This window comes from Isoptericola halotolerans (assembly GCF_045689585.1).
Lineage (GTDB): Bacteria > Actinomycetota > Actinomycetes > Actinomycetales > Cellulomonadaceae > Isoptericola > Isoptericola halotolerans_B.
Map to the genome: position 1 here is coordinate 1,966,593 of NZ_CP140108.1, position 16,826 is coordinate 1,983,418.

18 protein-coding genes are annotated in these 16,826 nt (G+C 72.0%); 7 read left to right on the top strand and 11 right to left on the bottom strand.

All coding sequences use genetic code 11. The annotated features are described in order from the left end of the window. Position 1 precedes the first annotated feature (1 nt). The gene (locus tag UQW22_RS09220) at positions 2–757 is read right to left on the bottom strand and encodes a GntR family transcriptional regulator (protein ID WP_407320643.1); all 756 of its coding nucleotides are present in this window, start codon (positions 755–757) and stop codon (positions 2–4) included. A gap of 240 nt (positions 758–997) precedes the next feature. Here UQW22_RS09220 and UQW22_RS09225 point away from each other — a divergent pair, with 240 nt between their 5' ends. Genes UQW22_RS09225 through UQW22_RS09240 form a run of 4 tightly spaced genes read left to right on the top strand, consistent with a single transcriptional unit; the run spans position 998 to position 4,178 of the window. Continuing rightward, positions 998–1,954 carry a transporter substrate-binding domain-containing protein gene (locus UQW22_RS09225; protein ID WP_407320644.1) on the top strand — a complete coding sequence of 319 codons (957 nt, stop codon included), beginning with the start codon at positions 998–1,000 and terminating at the stop codon, positions 1,952–1,954. Between the two features lie 4 nt (positions 1,955–1,958). Then, positions 1,959–2,720: an amino acid ABC transporter permease gene (locus tag UQW22_RS09230; protein WP_407320645.1), complete on the top strand. Its 762-nt coding sequence runs from the start codon at positions 1,959–1,961 to the stop codon at positions 2,718–2,720. Next, positions 2,717–3,364, top strand: coding sequence for an ectoine/hydroxyectoine ABC transporter permease subunit EhuD (gene ehuD, locus UQW22_RS09235; protein ID WP_407320646.1), 648 nt, complete (start codon positions 2,717–2,719; stop codon positions 3,362–3,364). Before UQW22_RS09230 ends, ehuD begins: the two co-directional genes overlap by 4 nt. Positions 3,365–3,392: 28 nt before the next feature. After that, complete coding sequence (locus UQW22_RS09240) at positions 3,393–4,178, top strand: amino acid ABC transporter ATP-binding protein (protein WP_407320647.1); 786 nt, start codon at positions 3,393–3,395, stop codon at positions 4,176–4,178. A gap of 77 nt (positions 4,179–4,255) precedes the next feature. Here the strand turns inward: UQW22_RS09240 and UQW22_RS09245 are convergent, their stop codons facing one another. From UQW22_RS09245 to UQW22_RS09265, 5 genes are all read right to left on the bottom strand, one after another. Beyond that, positions 4,256–5,236, bottom strand: coding sequence for a hypothetical protein (locus UQW22_RS09245; protein WP_407320648.1), 981 nt, complete (start codon positions 5,234–5,236; stop codon positions 4,256–4,258). A gap of 261 nt (positions 5,237–5,497) precedes the next feature. After that, the gene (locus UQW22_RS09250; RefSeq protein WP_407320649.1) at positions 5,498–6,787 is read right to left on the bottom strand and encodes an aminotransferase class I/II-fold pyridoxal phosphate-dependent enzyme; all 1,290 of its coding nucleotides are present in this window, start codon (positions 6,785–6,787) and stop codon (positions 5,498–5,500) included. Positions 6,788–6,922: 135 nt separating this feature from the next. Beyond that, positions 6,923–7,630, bottom strand: coding sequence for a hypothetical protein (locus UQW22_RS09255; RefSeq protein ID WP_407320650.1), 708 nt, complete (start codon positions 7,628–7,630; stop codon positions 6,923–6,925). Positions 7,631–7,640: 10 nt separating this feature from the next. Further along, positions 7,641–8,135, bottom strand: a complete 495-nt coding sequence (locus tag UQW22_RS09260; protein ID WP_407320652.1) for an SRPBCC family protein — start codon at positions 8,133–8,135, stop codon at positions 7,641–7,643. Positions 8,136–8,142: 7 nt separating this feature from the next. Continuing rightward, the gene (locus UQW22_RS09265) at positions 8,143–8,613 is read right to left on the bottom strand and encodes an OsmC family protein (RefSeq protein WP_407320653.1); all 471 of its coding nucleotides are present in this window, start codon (positions 8,611–8,613) and stop codon (positions 8,143–8,145) included. Positions 8,614–8,710: 97 nt separating this feature from the next. On the opposite strand from UQW22_RS09265, the gene UQW22_RS09270 reads away from it, so the two are divergent. Continuing rightward, positions 8,711–9,007 carry a hypothetical protein gene (locus UQW22_RS09270; RefSeq protein ID WP_407320655.1) on the top strand — a complete coding sequence of 99 codons (297 nt, stop codon included), beginning with the start codon at positions 8,711–8,713 and terminating at the stop codon, positions 9,005–9,007. A gap of 6 nt (positions 9,008–9,013) precedes the next feature. Here the strand turns inward: UQW22_RS09270 and UQW22_RS09275 are convergent, their stop codons facing one another. After that, entirely contained in the window at positions 9,014–9,616 is a 603-nt protein-coding gene (locus UQW22_RS09275) for a hypothetical protein (protein ID WP_407320656.1), read from the bottom strand. A gap of 42 nt (positions 9,617–9,658) precedes the next feature. Between UQW22_RS09275 and UQW22_RS09280 the strand changes: the two genes are divergently transcribed. Then, a complete protein-coding gene (locus tag UQW22_RS09280; protein ID WP_407320657.1) occupies positions 9,659–10,477 on the top strand; it encodes a thymidylate synthase in 819 nt (272 codons plus the stop codon). After that, on the top strand, positions 10,474–10,980 hold the full coding sequence (locus UQW22_RS09285; RefSeq protein ID WP_407320659.1) for a dihydrofolate reductase: 507 nt from the start codon (positions 10,474–10,476) through the stop codon (positions 10,978–10,980). Before UQW22_RS09280 ends, UQW22_RS09285 begins: the two co-directional genes overlap by 4 nt. Positions 10,981–11,064: 84 nt before the next feature. Here UQW22_RS09285 and UQW22_RS09290 read toward each other — a convergent pair whose 3' ends face one another. The 4 genes from UQW22_RS09290 to xylA form a co-directional block, all read right to left on the bottom strand. Continuing rightward, complete coding sequence (locus tag UQW22_RS09290) at positions 11,065–12,414, bottom strand: glycoside hydrolase family 6 protein (RefSeq protein WP_407320660.1); 1,350 nt, start codon at positions 12,412–12,414, stop codon at positions 11,065–11,067. Positions 12,415–12,505: 91 nt separating this feature from the next. Continuing rightward, on the bottom strand, positions 12,506–13,915 hold the full coding sequence (locus UQW22_RS09295; RefSeq protein ID WP_407320661.1) for a serine hydrolase domain-containing protein: 1,410 nt from the start codon (positions 13,913–13,915) through the stop codon (positions 12,506–12,508). Positions 13,916–13,922: 7 nt separating this feature from the next. Then, positions 13,923–15,431, bottom strand: a complete 1,509-nt coding sequence (locus UQW22_RS09300; RefSeq protein ID WP_407320662.1) for a xylulokinase — start codon at positions 15,429–15,431, stop codon at positions 13,923–13,925. Between the two features lie 151 nt (positions 15,432–15,582). Then, positions 15,583–16,746 (bottom strand): xylose isomerase, encoded by a 1,164-nt coding sequence (xylA, locus tag UQW22_RS09305; protein WP_407320663.1) that lies wholly within the window; start codon positions 16,744–16,746, stop codon positions 15,583–15,585. Positions 16,747–16,826 lie beyond the last annotated feature (80 nt).

Genomic DNA, 16,826 nt, shown 5'->3' on the forward strand with positions numbered 1-16,826 from the left:
CCTACAGGTCGATCGGGTCCAGGCGGGGAGCCGGGAGAGGGCGCGGCTCCTCGAGCGTCTCCACGCCGGCGGCCTCCGGGGTCAGCAGGCGGGTGACGGCGTCGTCGAGGTTCGCGCGGATGGCCGCGTCCAGGCCGTCGGCGTCACGTGCCTCGAGCCGTTCGACCAGCGGCGCGTGCGACTCGGCCGCGTCCTTGCGGACCACGTACTCCTCGCTGACCGTGAAGCTGGCGATGCGCACCTCCACGATGAGGGTCGTCATCCAGCGCAGCAGCCACGGGTTGCCGCTCGCCGCGACGAGAGCCCAGTGCACGTTGAGGTCGGCGGCACCCACCTGGAGGGCGTCGTGCGTGGCGTCCGCGCGGGCGAGCGCATCGTGCGCGTCGCGGACGGCCGCGACCTGCTCGGCGGTCGCGTGCTCGACGGCGAGACGCGCGGCCGACGTCTCGACCACCGTGCGGGCGTCGTAGAGCGGTCGGATGCGTTCCTTCCCGATCTTCCGTACCGAGAGCCCGCGCCCCGGCGTGGCGACGACGAGACCCTCGGAGACGAGGCGCTGTGCCGCCTCGCGGAACGGTCCGCGGCTCACCCCGAGCTGACCGGCCATCTCGACCTCGCGGATCGGGGTGCCGACGCGCAGCGCCCCGGAGTAGATCGCGTTCCGCAGCTCGGCGGTGATGAGGTCCACGGTCGAGGGCCGCGTCACGGGCGACAGCGTGGGCGCTGCGCCGGGCGCAGCGCGGCGGGACGAGGGCATCCAGGCTCCTTCCGAGGTCACGACACGACAACGATCACGGATCGCGCGATGTTGCCGGCGTGTGTCGCGGGGTGAATTCTGCCGTGCTCAACCGCTTGTTCGCGCCGATCTCAAGATTGTAGGACAATCAGACGAGGGGACACGCCCATTGTCGGATCGTCCGGAACGCGGCTACCGTAACGGATCGTCCGCACATCCAGCCCCGCAGCGCTCGCGTCGGGGCGACGGAAGGAGACCACCGTGCAGTCCACCAGGACCACGCATCGCCGCCGCGCACTGGCCGCGGCCGGCTCAGTTCTTGCTCTGACCGCGCTGACCGCGTGCTCGAGCGTCGACGACGGCGGCTCGGACGGCGGCGACGACGGCGGTGACGGCGAGAGCATGTCGCACCTGGCCGAGCTGCAGGACGCCGGCAGCATCAACGTCGGCTTCTTCGGCGAGGTGCCCTACAGCTACGAGGAGGGCGGCGAGCTCACCGGCGCCACGATCGAGCTCGGGCGTGCCATCTACGGCGAGCTCGGCATCGACACGGTCGAGGGCACCCAGGTCGAGTGGAACGCTCTCATCCCGGGTGTCCAGGCAGACCGGTTCGACGCCGTCAGCGCCGGCATGTCGATCCTTCCGGAGCGTTGTGAGCAGGCCGCGTTCGCCGACCCGACGATCATGTACACCACGGCGTTCCTGGTGCCCGAGGGCAACCCGCAGGGCCTGACCGACTGGCAGTCGGTCGAGGGTGGCGACGTCACGGTCGCCGTGACCCAGGGCGCCATCGAGGCCGGCTACGTCGAGGAGACCGACGTGGACGGCATGGAGGTCCCGGACCGTCAGGCCGGCCTGGACGCCGTCACGACCGGTCGCGCCGACGCCTACGCCCTGACCGGCATCTCGCTGCGTGCGCTGGCCGAGGAGACGGACGAGCCCGTCGAAGCCACCGAGGCCTTCGTCGCCACGATCAACGGTGAGCCGCAGATCGGCGCCGGTGCGGAGGTCTTCCGCCAGGACGACACCGAGCTCCTCGACGCCTACAACGAGCAGCTCGCCACCTACCTCGGTGACGAGGCCGCGTGGCTCGAGATCATGGAGCCGTTCGGCTTCAGCGCCACCGAGTTCCCGCCCGAGGGGCTGACGGCCGAGCAGCTGTGCGACCCCGACCAGGACCTCTCCGACCTCGCGGACGAGCTGGGCATGGACTACTGAACGCATGTCCGATGACATCCAGACACTGATCGACAGGCTTCCTGACCTCGGGACCAGTGTCCTCGTCACCTTGGAGATGACGCTCGGCGGGGCCGCCCTCGCCATAGTCGTCGCCGTGGTTCTCGGATTCGGCTCGCGCACCCAGTCCCTCTGGGTGCGCGGGCCGTCCCGCGTGGTGGTCGAGTTCTTCCGCGGTACGTCGCTCGTGGTCCAGATCTTCTGGATCTTCTACGTGCTGCCGCAGTTCGGCTTCAAGATGGAGGCGCTCGCGGTCGCCATCGTCGCGCTGGGGCTCAATTACGGGGCCTACGCGTCCGAGGTCGTCCGTGGCTCCATCGCGTCCGTGCCGCCGGGGCAGTGGGAAGCCGCCACCGCACTGAACATGACGTGGTTCCACAAGGTGCGCCGGGTGATCTTCCCGCAGGCGTGGGCACTGATGATCCCCATGCTGGCGAACCTGCTGATCCAGCTCATCAAGGGATCGGCGCTGGCGTACTACATCACCTTGCACGACCTGAACTTCTGGACGGTCGAGCTGCGCAAGGCCACGAACGACACGATCTTCAGCTATGGCGCCGGGCTCATCGTCTACTTCGTCATCGCCTATCTGTTGACCTGGGGGATGAACCTGCTCGAGGAACGCGCCAAGCGACGCCTGGGCCGCGGCACGAAACCGACGCTGCGTGAGACCTTCGGCATCAAGCCGAGCCCCAACCTGAGACTGGCGAACACGCAGCCGCCCCCGGTGGGAGGTGGTCTCGCATGAACGACGGCATCTGGGACTGGGAGAAGGCCTGGGAGGTTCTCCCTCGACTCCTCGAGGGCCTCGTCATCACCATCGAGGCCACCGTCGTCGGCATGGTGATCGCTTCGATCCTCGGCCTCTTCATCGCGCTGGCGATGCGGACCCCGACCCGCTGGGTGACGATGCCGCTGCGGTTCGTCACCGACTTCATCAGGATGACGCCACTCCTGGTGCAGCTGGCCTTCGTCTACCTGCTCTCGCCGCCCTGGGTCCCTGTCCTGTTCATCGGATTCAGCGTGCTGGGCATCCACTACGCGACGTACATGTCCGAGGTGTACCGCGCGGGTATCGAGGCGGTGCCGAAGGGGCAGTGGGAGGCTGCCACGGCCCTCAACATGGCACCGGGGCGCACCTGGCGCGCCGTGATCCTGCCGCAGGCGATCCGGAACACGCTGCCCGGCCTGGGCAACTATGCGATCTCGATGTTCAAGGAGACGCCGTTCCTCTTCGCGATCGGCATCGTCGAGATGTATACCGAGGCGCAGAGCTACGGTGCCAACACGTTCTCCTACGTCGAGGCGCTGACGATGGTGGGCCTGCTCTTCCTCGCGGTGAGCTACCCGACCTCGCTGCTGGTGCGCAGGATGGAGATCCGTCTTGCCTGACTCGACTCGTCCCACAGGAAGCCAGACCATGACCACTGCCTCGGGCGACGTGCCCGCCATCGAGTTCCAGGACGTCGTCAAGAGGTTCGGCGACAACACCGTGCTGGACAAGCTGAACTTCTCCGTCCCGCAAGGCCAGCGGATCACGCTCATCGGTCCGTCCGGCTCGGGCAAGACGACGATCCTGCGCCTGCTCATGACGCTCGAAGAGCTCAGCGGCGGACTCATCCTCATCGACGGTGACCCGTACACGCACGAGTACAAGCGCGACAAGTGGGTTCCCGTCCCCGAGAAGCGTCGCCGGGTGGTGCGCAACCGGGTGGGGATGGTCTTCCAGCAGTTCAACCTGTTCCCGAACATGTCCGTGCTGGAGAACATCATCGAGTCGCCCGTCCACGTCCTGCGCAAGTCGAAGGACGAGGCCGTCTCCGACGCCGAGCGGCTGCTCGAGAAGGTCGGGATGTCGGAGAAGCGCGACTTCAAGACGAACGAGCTCTCGGGCGGTCAGCAGCAGCGGGTGGCGATCGCCCGGGCGTTGGCGATGGATCCCGAGATCCTGCTGCTCGACGAGGTCACGTCGGCGCTCGACCCCGAGATCGTGGCCGACGTGCTCGACGTGCTCCGCGAGATCGCGGACACGACGGACATCACGATGCTGCTGGTCACGCACGAGATGCAGTTCGCCCGCGAGGTGTCGGACCGCGTGCTCATGTTCGACCAGGGGCAGATCGTCGAGGAAGCCGACCCCGAGACGATGTTCACCAACCCGTCCCACGAGCGCACCCAGGCGTTCCTCAAGGCCGTCCTCGGCTGACAGGTCCCGCCTGCCCCGGCCCGTGCCGTCCCTCAGCGGGACGGTGCGGGCCGCCGTCGTTCTCGGCCGGTGGCCGTTCAGCCGGTGGTGGCGCCGTCCGTGGCGGAGCTCGGCTCCTGGTCGGGGGACGTCCCCGACGACGGCGTGTCGGTGCCGGACCCGCCGGTCGTCTCGTCACCGGTGGAGCCGCCGGTGGTCTCCTCGTCCGTGGACCCGCCGGTCGAATCCTCGGTGCCGGACCCGCCGGTCGACTCCTCGCCGGAGTCCTCCGGCTCGGCCGGTTCCGTCGGAGCCGTGGTGCCGGGGCCGTCCTCGGCCGCGGGCCCCTGCGTGGGCTCGGTCGTCTCCTCGTCGGAGTTCTCCGACGACGTGGAGTCCTCGGTCGTACTGCCTGCCGGTCGCTGGTCCGCCGGTGCCTCGCGATCCACGCCGGTCCCCGCCCGGGACGACGAGCCGGCGTCGTCTCCGTCCGTCCGGCTGATGCTCGTCCCGGACCCCTCGGTGCCCTGGACCGCGTCGGCGAGGGGCTTGCCGATCATCAGCTCCACGGCGACCACGACACCCATGACGGCGACGAACACCACGGCGGCCGAGGCGGCGAGCACCCGGACCGTGCCGTGCCGGTCGATCAGCCGCAGCCAGGCGTTGCGCGGGGCGGCGGCCTCTGTGCCGTCGACGTCGAGCGCCACCGTGGTGCCGCCGTCGGCGTCGTCCGTCTCGACGACGGTACCGGCGGACGTGACGGACACAGCGGTGGACCCGGTGGCCACCGCGCTGGACCCGGGCCGGGGACGCACGATCTGACCGACCACCGGCTTGAGCTGCGCGTGCGTCTTCTCGATCGAGCGGGTGTACAGGAAGTTCGCCACGACCGTGAGGACGCTCGCCAGGCCGGCGCCGATGATGGTGCCGGCGACGCCGAAGAACGAGAGCAGCACCGTGGTGCTGACGGCGGCGAGGCCGCTGGCGAGGATCTGGGTGCCGGACAGGCGCGTCGACGGGGTCGCGGCGCGGTCGTCGGCGCGGTCGTCGGTCGGGGGAGCGGTGGTCGCCGGCACGGAGCCTCCAGGGTGCAGCGGTGGAGCGCCCGCATCACCCGGCGCTCAGGAGCCGTGTCGTGCTGCGGCGTCGGCGGCGGGCGTGCCCCGAGCCTAGGCCGACCGATGTGCAGCACCCCGACAGACGCCGAGGAGTTTTCGTGCCGTGCCGAACGTCTCAGGCGCTCCCTGCCTCCGCCCCCTCGCTGTGGGTGCACGACACGCCGCCTTCCCGAACGGGCAGACGGCGTGTCGTGCACCCACAGCGAGGGGGCGGAGGGGTCAGGCGGCGGCGGTCTCCGCGGCGGCGAGCAGGATGCACGTCGCGACGCCGTCCATCGCGACCTGCACCTCGTCCAGCGGCGGCATCGACGGTGCGAGCCGGATGTTGCGGTCGTGCGGGTCCTGCCCGTACGGGAACGTCGCACCGGCGGGGGTCAGCTTGATCCCCGCCTCGCCGGCGAGCTCCACCACGCGCGACGCCGTCCCGGGCACCACGTCGACGGAGACGAAGTACCCGCCGTCCGGGTCGGTCCAGGTGGCGACGCCGGTGTCCGCGAGCCGCTCGGACAGGATCGAGACGACGGCGGCGAACTTCGGCGCGAGGATCTCGCGGTGCTTCGCCATGTGGGCCCGCACGCCGTCCGCGTCACCGAAGAACTGGGCGTGCCGGAGCTGGTTCACCTTGTCCGGGCCGATCGACCGGAACGCCAGGTGCTCGGAGAACCACGCGATGTTGGCCGGCGACGACGCGAGGAACGACACGCCCGCACCCGCGAACGTCACCTTCGACGTCGAGGCGAACATCAGGACCCGGTCCGGGTTCCCGGCCTCGGCGGCGAGCTCGATCGCGTTCGCCGTCTTCGTCTCGTGCTCGGTCAGGTGGTGGACGGCGTAGGCGTTGTCCCAGAAGATGCGGAAGTCGCCGGCGGCCGTCGGCATCGAGACCAGACGCCGCGCGACGGCCTCGGAGACCACCGAACCGTCCGGGTTGGCGTACGTGGGCACGGCCCAGAGCCCCTTGACCGACGGGTCGTCGGCGACGAGCTCGGCCACGGCCTCGGCGTCGGGCCCGTCCGGGGTCATGGGGACGGTCACCATGCGGATGCCCAGCTCCTCGCAGATCGCGAAGTGCCGGTCGTACCCGGGCACCGGGCAGATGAACGTGATCGGTCCGTCGTGCGCGGACCACGGTCCGTCGCCGCCGGGGACGCCGAACAGGATCGCCTGCACGATGCAGTCGTACATGAGGCGCAGGGAGGCGTTGTCCTGGGCGAGGAGCTGGTCGGTCGGCACGCCGAGCAGCTCGGCGAAGATCTCGCGCAGCTCCGGCAGGCCCGTCAGGCCCCCGTAGTTGCGCACGTCCGTGCCGGACGCGGAGGTGTGGTTCCCCTCACCGGGCAGGGCCAGCAGCCCCTCGGAGAGGTCGAGCTGCTCGGCCGAGGGCTTGCCGCGGGTGAGGTCGAGACTCAGTCCGCGAGCCTGCAGAGCAGCGTACTGCTCGCGCAGCTCCGGCAGGCGGGCGGCGAGCGCGGGGTCGACGGCGGTTGCTTGGTCGGGTGAGATGCTCACGCGCACGAGACTACGCGCCCGGCTGCGCGCCGTCGTCGTCGGAGATGGCCGAACCTCGCCGACGGAATCGGCGGAACCGCACAGTCCGACGGTCCTCGCCGCCGCCCTCCTCGAGAGCCGGGCGTTCGTTCTCGATCACCGGGGAAAGTGGTCCGGAGGCACCCCGAACGCCGAGCGGGACTGCGACACCACCCCGTGCCCCAGGGCGCGCCCACCGGCGAACCCGACGACGGCGCCCACCCCGAACGGGATCATCCGACCGAGCGCCAGCGTGCCCTGCTTGGCGATCTGGCGCTTGAGGAACCGGTGCGTCAGCACGTTGTTCACGCGCTTGATCGCGGTCTGCGGCATGGAGGTCAGCAGCACCTTGCCCCAGGCGAGCTGGGAGCCCTCGGTGGCGCGTTGCACGTCGCGGGCGCCGGCCTCGCCGAGCACGCTCGCCAGCAGCAGGGCCCGGCGTCGGGCGACGTCGTCGATGGGGATGCCGTGCACGTCGGCGACCGCCAGGGAGAACGCCGCCGACGTCGCGAAGAACGTGGCGATGTCGCTCGAGGTGAGGACGGCGGCGGCCGTCGTGCCGACCGCGGGTGCGGCCGCCGCGGCTCCCACGGCGCCCCCGGTGGTGGACACCACGGTGAGGTACTCGCGCTCCAGGATGCGGATGACGCGGGCCGGGTCCGCCTCCGGGTTGCGGCGCCGGACCGAGTCGACGTGCTTGTGGATCGCGGCGGACGGGATCGTCACGGCCTTGTCGAGCAGGGAGTCGAGCAGGGGAGTGGGACGGTAGCGGGTCCAGCTCTCGACCTCGCCGCCGCCCGGTGGTGAAACGTCCGACGTGCTCACGTCCGGGACTCTACCCGCGACCGCCGCTGGTGACCTCACGGCCGAACCGCCACAGGGCGAGCGCCAGCATGCCGCGCAGGAACAGCCCGACGGCGGCCTCGTTGAGTCGTCGTGGCCACGGTCCGGCGAGGCGCGTCTCCTCCCACCACACGACGCGCGCCCGGTGCTCGTCGACGGGGACCACGTCGAGCCCCGCCGTCCCGATCAGCGCGGGCCCGTCCTTGCGCAGCACGCTGCGACCGACGGCCGCCCGCGCCGTCGACGGTGTCACGTGCTCCAGGACGGTCATCCGGTCGACGAACCCGCGGCGGCCCCGCCGCGCGCCGGGCCCGCTGACCATGGTGAACGCCTCGCCCGGGGCGGGTGCCGCCGTCGGACCGTCGTAGCGGGTCAGCGGGATCCAGCGGGGGTGGTTCCGGGGGTCCGCGACACGCTCGAACGCGGCCTCGGCGCCGACCGGCACCAGCCGGGACACCTCGACGCGGTGCGCCGCGCGCGCGGTCACGGCGTCCTCAGCCCTCGTCCGGCTGGACGAACACCGCGGGCGGGACCTCGGCGCCGGCCTTGAGCGTGCGACCGACGGTGCAGGCCCGGTCGATCGAGCGTTGGGCGAGCAGGAGCGTCTTCTCGCGCGTCCTGTCGTCCAGGCTCGACAGGTCGATCTCGAACTTCTCGGTGAGCACGGGGTAGCTGTCGTCCTCCATGTCCTTGGGGTCCTCGACCCGGACGGTCACGCGGTAGTCGTCACCGAGCACGCGGGAGAACTTGGTGTCGCTGGACATCCCGGCGCAGGCGGCGAGCGCGATCTTCAGCAGCTCGCCCGGCGTGAAGACGGCACCCTCGGAGGCCGGCCCGATCTCGACGCTGGCGCCCCGTGCGGTGTGCCCGCGGTAGGTGCGTGTCCCGGTGCGCTCGACCCACAGGGGGTCGGTCGGGGTGGGGGTGACGGCGGCGGGCGTCTCGGTGTCGGTCTGGTCGCTCATGGGTCGATCCTCGCACCGGCACGAGCCCCGGCGCGACGGCGTCCGTCACACTGCGGCCCGCCGGGCGAGGCAGGCCGGACGGTGCTTGGATCAAAGGATGAGCACACGGGACAAGTCCGACTTCGGGTCGGGGAAGCTCCTGCCGGACGAGCTGCCAGGCGCGGCGGGCCCCGACGCCGCGGCCACCGCGGACGGGGATCACGGCGTCGTGCACCCCGACCGTGACTGGGCGACGGGCCCCGACATCGCCGCGGCCGAGGCTGCTGACCGCGCCTCCCACGCACACGTGGAACGTGGCGCGCACTTCCGGGCCGACGAGGACGGCGACGCCCCGCAGGAACCCGTGGACCCGCCGCACCCGCCGAAGCACGCGCGGTCGGCCGGCTCCGCGTAGCCGCGGTCAGCGACGCAGCAGCGCCCGCACCTGCTCGACGGCGGCTGCCCGGTGGGCGCGGGAGGGCCACGCGCGCCCGGCGTGCGACGTCGGGGCGAGCTCCAGGCGCGCCGACGCGTCCCGGATCGTCAGGGTCTCGAGCGTCGTCCAGCCCACCCGGACCGACCCGGTCGCGACGGGGGCGGGCAGCGTCACCCACCAGCGCGGCACGTCGTCCCCGCGCACCCACAGCTCCACGCGCTCGGTGAGGACGGCGTAGACGACGTGCTCCCGGTCCGGGCAGTCGGGCGGCAGGCCGCGCGTCCCGGCCCGCAGGCGCCGCGCCTCGGCCGTCAGCGCCGCCGTCGGACGCCCGACCACCAGTGGTGCACCCGGTCGGTGCCGGGCCACGTGCGCGACCTGACCGCGCACCCGGGTACTGACGAACGCGAGCCACAGGAGCACCCCGAGCGTGGCGACGACCAGCACCACGCCCAGACCGGTGAGCACGCCCGGGGTGTCCAGCCGGCGCCCGATCCGCGCGAGGACCAGCAGCACGATCAGCACGGAGACCAGCCCGGCCAGCCCGCCGGTGGCGAAGCCGCGTCCGGGCGTCGCGCGTCGCGGCATGGGCTCTCCTTCCGTCAGCGAGCGGTCCGTAGACTCTCGCACATGAGCGCAGCCCCGGTGCCGAGCATCCCCACACCGTACGAGGACCTGCTGCGGGAGGTGCTGGAGCACGGCACCCCCAAGGGGGACCGCACCGGCACGGGCACCCGGAGCGTGTTCGGCCGCCAGCTCCGCTACGACCTCTCGCAGGGCTTCCCGCTGATCACGACCAAGCGCGTCCACCTGAAGTCGATCGCCTACGAGCTCCTGTGGTTCCTGCGCGGCGACTCCAACGTGCGCTGGCTGCAGGAGCGCGGCGTGAGCATCTGGGACGAGTGGGCCGACGATGCCGGCGAGCTCGGCCCCGTCTACGGCGTGCAGTGGCGCTCGTGGCCGACGCCGGACGGCCGCCACGTCGACCAGATCGCCGCGGTGATCGAGCAGATCCGCAGCAACCCCGACTCGCGGCGGCACATCGTCTCCGCGTGGAACGTCGCGGAGATCGACACCATGGCGCTGCCGCCGTGCCACGTGATGTTCCAGTTCTACGTGGCCGACGGGCGGCTGAGCTGCCAGCTCTACCAGCGTTCCGCGGACCTGTTCCTCGGTGTGCCGTTCAACATCGCCTCCTACGCGCTGCTGACGCACATGGTCGCCGCGCAGACCGGGCTCGAGGTCGGCGACTTCGTCTGGACCGGCGGCGACTGCCACGTCTACGACAACCACGTCGAGCAGGTGACCACGCAGCTCGGCCGCGACGCGTACCCGTACCCGACGCTGCGCCTCGCACCCCGGGAGTCGATCGACGCCTACGAGTACGAGGACATCGAGGTGCTCGGCTACCAGCACCACCCGGGCATCAAAGCTCCGGTGGCTGTGTGATCGGGCTGATCTGGGCCCAGGCGCGTGACGCCGAGGGCCGCCCGGTGATCGGCGCGGGCGGGACGATCCCGTGGCGCGTGCCCGAGGACTTCGCCCACTTCAAGCGCACGACGGCGGGACACCCGGTGGTGATGGGACGGCTCACCTGGGAGTCGCTGCCGGCCCGGGTGCGCCCCCTGCCCGGCCGGACCAACGTCGTGGTGACCGGGCGGGCGGGGTGGTCCGACGACGGTGCCGTGGTGGCGTCGTCGGTGCCCGCCGCGCTGGGTCTCGCCCGGGACGCCGCCGGTGGCGACGAGGTCTGGGTGATGGGTGGCGGGCAGGTGTACGCGGAGGCGGTGGCGCTCGCGGACCGCTGCGTGGTGACCGAGGTCGACCTGGAGGTCTCGGGGGACGCGTTCGCGCCGATGCTCGACCCCGCCGTGTGGCGGGCCGACGGCGGCGCCGGGTGGGCGACGTCGTCGGGCGGGCTGCGCTACCGCATCCGTTCCTACGAACGCTGATCCCTGCGCCGCCCTGACGCTGTGGGTATGAGATCTACGGCCCTGGACGTGTCGAGGCCGTAGATCTCATACCCGCAGCGGGGGTCACCAGGAGGCGTTCCCCGCCATCTCCAGGGCGATCTCCTGCCACCAGGCGCCGGCCGCCGGGCCGCCGTTGCAGGTCCCGTCCGACTCGCCGGGCAGCTTGACCCACAGCAGCGCGTCCAGGCCACCGGGCTCGGTCACGACCGCGGGCCGCTCGCCGAGCGCCCGGCCGCGCGGGTTGCACCACTCGCCGTTGGACCCGTTGCCGTTGCGCGAGGTGTCGATGACGAACCGCGCCCCGCCGGTCAGCGCCGAGATCTGCTCGCCGTACGCCCGCTCGGACGCCGTGGTGTTGTAGTTCGACGTGTTCAGCGCGAACCCGACGGCGTGCTCGAACCCGACCTGGTTCAGCCGGTCCGCCGCCTCGGACGGGCTCAGCCAGCCCGAGTGACCCGCGTCGATGTACACACGCCCGCCGGCGGCGGTGAGCTGCTCGGTGGCGTACCGCAGGTAGCCGACCCGGTCACCCTGGCCGTCGCAGTCTCCGAGCTGGGCGAGCGCGTCCGGCTCGAGGACGATGTACGGGTCGCCCTGGATGCCGGCCGCGACCTCGTCGATCCAGTGGGCGTACTCGCTCTGCTCGACCCCACCGCCGGAGTGGTTGCCGCAGTCGCGGCCGGGGATGGCGTAGACGGCGAGGACGGGCGTGGTGCCGTCGGCCACCGCGCGACCGGTGTAGCCGGCGACCGCCTCGCGCTCGGTCGTGGCGTCGTTCCAGTTGCCGACCCAGTAGGCCTGCGGCGTGTGCGCGATCTTGGCCAGGAGGTCCTTGTCGGCGCCGCTCGCGGCGTCCCACGCCTCGTACGACTGGTTCGTCACGTCCACGTAGAGCTCCGACGCCGGTGGCGTGGGCTCGTCCGTCGGGTCGTCGGTCGGGTCGGGAGTGGGCTCGTCGGTGGGGTCCGGCGTCGGGTCCGGCCCGCCGACGTCGCCCGTGCACGGCACGCCGGCGAGCGCGAAGTCCGTCGGCACCGGGTTCGACCCCGACCAGGTGCCGATGAACCCGAAGCTCGCGTTCGCGTCGGTGCCCAGGTCGGCGTTCCAGCTCACGCCGGACGCCGTCGCCGACGTGCCGGACTGGGTCACGTCCGCGTTCCACGCCTGGGCGACGGACTGGCCGGCGGCCGTGGTCCACCCGAGCTCCCACGACGGCACCGGGTCGCCGAGGTTGGTGACGGTGACGTCGGCCTGGAAGCCTCCGGCCCACTCGTTGGTCACCCGGTAGTCGACCGTGCATCCGGTGGCGGCCGCGGCGCTGGTCGCTGCGACCGCACCGACCGTCCCGGCCCCCACGAGGGCCAGGCTCGCGGTGAGCGCGGTCAGGCGGGTACGTCGTCGTCCCTGGGTCATCGGTGGGCTCCGCATCGTCGTCGAGTCGGTCGCGGGCCACGCTACGTCGGCGCTCGGGGCAGGCCCACCGCCTAAACGTTTCGACCGGGGGTCAGGCCTCGCGGCCGGTCGCCACGAACGTCCACGTCGGGTCGACGGCCTCCCCGTGGCCCCACGACCGGACGGTCGGTGGTCCGTCGGGGTGCACCACGACCCGCAGCACGAGCGTGGCGAGCTGGTCGCCGACGACGGCGCAGCGCACGTCGAGCGTGGACGGCCTGCTCCAGCCGCTGGTCACCACGACCGTGCCGGGACCGCCGTGGCCCGGCAGCTCGGTGTGCCCCGTCAGGTCGACGCTCACCGCTTCCCCGTACCGCAGCGGCAGCACGACCGTGCCGCCGGCCCCGTCGACCCCGGCGGCCTCCCGGCGCAGCGTCCCGCCGTCGCCTCCGAGGTCCAGGTCGATCGTCACCGGTCCGTGCTCGGTGCGGAACACCCAGCGCCCGACGACGTGCCGTGCGTGCGCGGGGTCGTGCCGCGGTGCGGGCCACGACAGTGCGGCCGCAGGTGCCGGCGTCGGCCCGGCGGCGGCGGCGTCAGGGTCCCAGGCGTCAGGGTCCCAGCCGTCGGCGAGCTCTCCGACGAGCAGGTCGATGAGCTGGTGGTCGCCGGTCGGACAGACCTGCGTGTCCCCGGTGACCACCACGACGAGGTCACGGTCCGGGTCGGCGTGGACGAGCTGGCCACCCATCCCGAACATCAGCCACCCGCCACCTCTCGGCAGCCAGAGCAGGTGCCCGTAGCCGCCGGTGAGCTGTGCGCCCCAGCCCTGCAGCGACGTGTCCGCCTGCGCCGTCGTCATCTGCTGCACGAGGTCGGCCGGGACGAGACGCTCACCGCCGGCGGTGCCGCCGTCGCGCAGCAGGCGTCCCAGCCGCAGCAGGTCACGCGGGCTGCACACCAGGCCGGAGCCGCCCTGCGAGACGCCCTCGGGGTCGGTGAGGAACCGGAAGCCGTCGCTCACACCCAGCGGGTCGAGCACCCGCGGGCGCAGGAAGTCGGTCAGGGACGTCCCGGCGAGCCGCTCGACCAGAGCCGCGAGCACGTGGGACCCGCTGGTGTCGTAGGTGAAGACGACGCCGGGCCGGTGGGTCGGCTCCACCCGGAACCACGACGCCACCCAGTCGCGGCCCGCCCGGTCGTAGGTCGTGGCGTGGTGCGGGCCGCGCATGGTCAGCAGGTCGCGCACGCGTGTGGCCGCGACCCACGGGTGCACCGGGAGGTGCTCCGGGAAGTGCCGCACGACGGGGTCGTCCAGGCCGAGGCGGCCCTCGGCGGCCAGGAGACCGACGGCGAGCGCCGTCACCGTCTTGGACACCGAGTAGGCCCGTCGTGGGGTGTGCACGGTCAGCGGCGGGCACGTGGTGCTCAGCACCAGGTCGTCGCCGTGCAGCACCTCCACGCTGTGCAGCGCGAGGCCGAGAGCCTCGGCCTCGCGCTGCAGGCGGGCGAGCGGATGCACCGTCGACTCAGAAGAGGTCGCGGACGGCGGCGTACCGCTCCCGGACCTCCGGACGCGGGTCGGCGTCGAGGGTGGTGGCCACCCGCGTGGACCACTGCGGCGCCGTGGCGTCCGGGGTGCTCGCAGCGGCCAGGACCCAGGCCGCCTGGCGGGCTGCGCCGTCGGCCACGTACTCGCCGGGTTCGGGGATCCCGATGGGCAGGCCGAACACCTGCGTGGCGACGGTCTGCACGGCCGGCGACTGCGCCGCACCGCCGATGAGCATGATCTGCTCGACGGGCACGCCCTGGGCACGCAGGGCGTCGAGGCCGTCGGCCAGCCCGCACAGCATGCCCTCGACGTGGGCGCGGGCGAGGTGCTCACGCGTCGACGTGGCGATCCGGATGCCGTGCAGCGTGCCGGTGGCGTCGGGGCGGTTGGGGGTGCGCTCGCCCTCGAGGTACGGCACGAGCACGAGGCCGTCGGACCCGGGCGGCGCCGCCAGGGCGAGCTGCGAGAGCTCGTCGTAGTCGACGTCGAGCACCGAGCGGGCGGCGTCGAGCACCCGGGCCGCGTTGAGGGTCACGGCGAGCATGAGCGCGTTGCCCGTGGCGTCGGCGAACCCGTTGATGGCGCCGGAGCCGTCGGCGGTACGGCGCGGGGCGACGGCGGAGACCACGCCGGACGTGCCGAGGGAGATCGCGATGTCGCCGGGGCGCATCCCCAGTCCGAGCGCGGCGCCGGCGTTGTCGCCGGTCCCCGGACCGATCAGCGCGCCACCGTCGACGTCGGCACCCGCCACCGACGGGTGGGCGCGGCCGTCGGACTCGGACGGCGCCAGGACGCGGGGGAGCACGACGTCGTCGCGTCCGAACGCGAGGCGCAGCAGGTCGGGCCGGTAGGCACCCTGCTGGTCCGGGCCGGCGCCGTCGGTCCCACCGGGGGCCTCGGCGTCGTAGTAGCCCGTGCCCGAGGCGTCGGAGCGGTCGGTGAACAGCGTGTCGAGGTCGGGGCCGAGCGGGGACTCGCCTTCGGGGCCGTAGCCGGCGATGCGCCAGCTCAGCCAGTCGTGGGGGAGCGCGACGGCGGCGACGCGGGCGGCGTTGTCGGGCTCGGCGTCGCGCAGCCACCGCAGCTTGGTGATGGTCAGCGAGGCGACGAGGACGGATCCGGTGACGTCGGCCCACCGCTGGGCGCCGGTGGCGCGGTCGCCGTCGCCGAGCTCGCGGATCAGGTCCTCGGCGGCCGGTGCGGAGCGGGTGTCGTTCCACAGCAGGGCGTCGCGCACGACGCGTCCCTCGGCGTCGAGGGCGACCATGCCGTGCTGCTGGCCGCCGACGGCGATCGCGGCGACGTCGTCGAGCCCGCCGGCGGCGCGGGCCGCCTCGGTGAACGCCGTCCACCAGTGGTCGGGGTGGATCTCCGTGCCGTCCGGGTGCTGGGCGGAGCCCGAGCGGACCAGGGCGCCGGTCTCGGCGTCGCGGACGACGATCTTGCAGGACTGCGTGGAGGTGTCCACGCCGGCCACGAGGGGCATCTTCGCTCCAGTCTGTGCTTCACGAGCTGTCAGGACGAGAGCGCGGTATGCCCCGCTCTCGTCCTGACAACTCCTTGCGTTGGAGAGTTGTCAGACTCTCGGCCGGGTAGACGGGATCGAGAGTCTGACAACTCGGGGTTCCACCTTCGGCTCAGCCGATGAGGTGCTCCAGCGCGAGCTGGTGCAGCCTCACCAGACCGTAGTCGCGTGCGGCGGTCGCGTCGACGTCGATGCCGTCCACGGACTCGTCGGCGAGGAACGCGTCGAACGACTCGCCCTCACCCAGCGTCGACTCGCCCAGCTCGAAGATGCCGGCGTGCTCGAACGCCTCCTGGACCTTCGGGTCCTCGCGGTAGGCCTTCGCCTTGGCGGCGAGCATGTCGTAGGTGGCCATGTTGGCCTTCGCCGACTCCCACACGCCGTCGAGGTGCTCGGTACGGCTCGGCTTGTAGTCGAAGTGCCGCGGGCCCTCGTAGCGCGGGCCGCCGTTCGGGAACCCGTTCTCGAGCAGGTCGACGGTGAAGAACGCGGACAGCAGGTCGCCGTGGCCGAACACGAGGTCCTGGTCGTAGCGCGGGCCGTGCTGGCCGTTGAGGTCGATGTGGAACAGCTTGCCGCAGTACAGCGCCAGCGCGAGGCCGTGCGTGTAGTTGAGGCCCGCCATCTGCTCGTGGCCGGTCTCCGGGTTGAGGCCCACGATGTCGCCGTTGTCGAGCGTGTTGATCAGCGCGATGGCGTGCCCGATGGTCGGCAGGAAGATGTCGCCGCGGGGCTCGTTCGGCTTCGGCTCGAGACCGATCTTCAGGTCGTAGCCCTTGGACTTGATGTAGGCGGCGACGGTGTCGATGCCCTCGGCGTAGCGGGCGTGCGCGGAGGCGAGGTCCTTGGAGTTGTCGTACTCGGTGCCCTCGCGGCCGCCCCACATGACGAACGTGGAGGCACCCATCTCGGCGGCGTTGTCGACGCTGCGCAGCACCTTCTTCAGGCCGAACCGGCGCACGTCGCGGTTGTTCGACGTGAACGCGCCGTCCTTGAAGATCGGGTGGCTGAACGTGTTGGTCGTGACCATCTCGCAGACCAGGCCCGACTCCTGGGCGGCCTTCTTCACGCTGTCGATGCCGGCCTGGCGGTCGGCCTCGGAGGCGCCGAAGGGGAACACGTCGTTGTCGTGGTAGGTGAAACCCCACGCGCCGAGGTCCGCGAGCTTGCGGACCGACTCGGCCGGGTCCAGCTCGGGACGCGTCGCGGTGCCGAACGGGTCGTTCGCCGGCCAGCCCACGGTCCACAGGCCGAAGGAGTACTTGATGTCGCTCACGGTCTTCTCCTCGTCGAGAGCTCGTCGCCGGGCACGGCCGCGGCGTTTTGTTGTACGGCTGAACTATTGCGGGTCGTTGG

Bases quoted from the DNA above. Each gene is read 5' to 3' on its own strand.
- UQW22_RS09220 (WP_407320643.1), bottom strand. From the start codon at position 757: ATGCCCTCGTCCCGCCGCGCTGCGCCCGGCGCAGCGCCCACGCTGTCG.
- UQW22_RS09230 (WP_407320645.1), top strand. From the start codon at position 1,959: ATGTCCGATGACATCCAGACACTGATCGACAGGCTTCCTGACCTCGGG.
- ehuD (WP_407320646.1), top strand. From the start codon at position 2,717: ATGAACGACGGCATCTGGGACTGGGAGAAGGCCTGGGAGGTTCTCCCT.
- UQW22_RS09240 (WP_407320647.1), top strand. From the start codon at position 3,393: ATGACCACTGCCTCGGGCGACGTGCCCGCCATCGAGTTCCAGGACGTC.
- UQW22_RS09265 (WP_407320653.1), bottom strand. From the start codon at position 8,613: ATGAGCGACCAGACCGACACCGAGACGCCCGCCGCCGTCACCCCCACC.
- UQW22_RS09270 (WP_407320655.1), top strand. From the start codon at position 8,711: ATGAGCACACGGGACAAGTCCGACTTCGGGTCGGGGAAGCTCCTGCCG.
- UQW22_RS09275 (WP_407320656.1), bottom strand. From the start codon at position 9,616: ATGCCGCGACGCGCGACGCCCGGACGCGGCTTCGCCACCGGCGGGCTG.
- UQW22_RS09280 (WP_407320657.1), top strand. From the start codon at position 9,659: ATGAGCGCAGCCCCGGTGCCGAGCATCCCCACACCGTACGAGGACCTG.
- UQW22_RS09290 (WP_407320660.1), bottom strand. From the start codon at position 12,414: ATGACCCAGGGACGACGACGTACCCGCCTGACCGCGCTCACCGCGAGC.
- UQW22_RS09300 (WP_407320662.1), bottom strand. From the start codon at position 15,431: ATGCCCCTCGTGGCCGGCGTGGACACCTCCACGCAGTCCTGCAAGATC.